The organism is Kitasatospora sp. NPDC041988, assembly GCF_055588525.1.
Map to the genome: position 1 here is coordinate 1 of NZ_JBVJCO010000110.1, position 1,935 is coordinate 1,935.

The 1,935-nt window shown below is 71.5% G+C and carries 2 protein-coding genes and 1 pseudogene; 1 reads left to right on the top strand and 2 read right to left on the bottom strand.

Annotation, left to right across the window (positions count from 1 at the left end):
- Positions 1-255: 255 nt before the first annotated feature.
- A complete protein-coding gene (locus ACZ6NC_RS41885) occupies positions 256-690 on the top strand; it encodes a PhlB family protein (RefSeq protein WP_465739140.1) in 435 nt (144 codons plus the stop codon).
- A gap of 125 nt (positions 691-815) precedes the next feature.
- Here the strand turns inward: ACZ6NC_RS41885 and ACZ6NC_RS41890 are convergent, their stop codons facing one another.
- Together ACZ6NC_RS41890 and ACZ6NC_RS41895 are read right to left on the bottom strand one after the other, a co-directional pair.
- Positions 816-1,778 carry an electron transfer flavoprotein subunit alpha/FixB family protein gene (locus tag ACZ6NC_RS41890; protein ID WP_465739141.1) on the bottom strand — a complete coding sequence of 321 codons (963 nt, stop codon included), beginning with the start codon at positions 1,776-1,778 and terminating at the stop codon, positions 816-818.
- Positions 1,779-1,838: 60 nt separating this feature from the next.
- Positions 1,839-1,935, bottom strand: a pseudogene (locus tag ACZ6NC_RS41895) (electron transfer flavoprotein subunit beta); the annotation flags it as partial.

Here is a 1,935-nt window from a genome sequence, read left to right on the forward strand (position 1 = left end):
CCGCCGCGAACGGAGCGATCTTCGCCTCGGCCAGCGAACGCACCGCCTCACGGAGCATCTCGTGCTCCTCGGAGATCCGGAAGAGATCGAAGTCCTGGCTCATGATCGGCACTCCTGTATCGGGACGGTACTCAGTACCCTTCATTATGCATGCGCGCAGCAAAAAGGGAACTCAGTGCCTTCACAGGGCGGCACTGAGTTCCCTATCCTTTTTGCAGTTCCGGCAGCCAGGTCCGAGCGCAGGGAGATGACACCGTGGTCCACTCAGCCATCGACGCCGACACCGAGAGCACCCCGCTCTACTTCCAGCGCTGCACGTGGTGCAACAACCCGACGTTCCAGCGGCTGCTCTGCCCGACCTGCGGCTCCACCGAGCTGCGCCTGGAGGCCAGCGAGGGCACCGGCGTGGTGCGCCGCTGCGCGGTCGAGCAGGCCCGGACGCCGCTGGCCCGGCAGAAGTCGCTGATCAGGATGGCCGAGGGCTTCGACGTCTGGTGCATCGTCAACGGCCTGCGCAGCACCGTCCCGGTGGGCACCAAGGTCCGGCTGACACCGTCGGCCGACTCCGACCAGCCCGAGCTGACGCTGCTCCCCCAGGAGGAGGCCGAGCGGGTCCAGCCGGCCGAGCCGCGCCCGCTGCCGCCGAACCAGGGCGGCTTCACCCAGCACCTGGCGGCCTTCGCGGAGTAGGAGCAGGAGCGGCGCGGGGGCGACGGCCGCACGCCAAACGCCACAAACGCCGGAGGGCGTGGCACCGGGTACTCGGTGCCACGCCCTCCGGCGTAGTGCGTCCTGCTCCGTCCTGCTCCGGCGGATCAGCCCTTGCGGGCCTTCACCTCGCCGGTGAGCTGCGGCAGCACCTCGAAGAGGTCGCCAACCACGCCGTAGTCGGCCAGCTCGAAGATCGGGGCCTCCGGGTCCTTGTTGACGGCCACGATGGTCTTCGAGGTCTGCATGCCGGCCCGGTGCTGGATGGCACCGGAGATGCCGTTGGCCACGTACAGCTGGGGCGAGACCTGCTTGCCGGTCTGGCCGACCTGGTTGCTGTGCGGGTACCAGCCGGCGTCGACGGCCGCGCGCGAGGCGCCGACGGCCGCGCCGAGCACGTCCGCGAGCTCCTCGACCACGCCGAAGCCGGCCGCCTCGCCGACGCCGCGGCCGCCGGAGACCACGATGGCGGCCTCGGTCAGCTCGGGGCGGCCGGTGGAGACCCGCGGGGTGCGCGAGGTGACCTTGGCGGCGTTGCCGGTGAAGGCGACGGTGACGTTCTCGACGGCGCCGGCGGCCGGGGCGGCCTCGGGGGCGACGGCGTTCGGCTTCACCGTGATGACCGGCACGCCGTTGCTGACGCGCGAGTCGACGGTGTACGAGGCGGCGAACACCGACTGGGTGGCGACCGGGCCCTGCTCGCCGGCGCGGACGTCCACCGCGTCGGTGATGATGCCGGAGCCGAGGCGCAGCGCCACGCGGGCGGCGACCTCCTTGCCCTCGCCGGAGGAGGTGACCAGGACGGCACCGGGGGAAACGGTCTTGGCGATCTGGGCCAGCGCGTCGACCTTGGGGACGACCAGCTGGTCGGCGAACTCGGCGCCGTCGGCGACGTACACCTTGGCCGCACCGAACTCGCCGGCCTTGGCGGCGATGTCGGCGGCGGCCGCACCGGCACCCAGGACGACGGCCGACGGCTCGCCGATCCGGCGGGCCAGGGTCAGCAGTTCCAGGGCCGGCTTGCGGACCACACCGTCGGCGTGGTCCACCAGGACGAGAATCTCAGCCATTGCTCAATGTCTCCGTACTTCGCTGTGGGCTGGTGGTGGGGCGGTTCGGCCGGGGCCGGCTCAGATGAACTTCTGGTCGGCGAGGAACGCGGCGAGCTGCTTGCCGCCCTCACCCTCGTCCTTGACGACCGTGCCCGCGGTCCGCGCCGGACGCGCC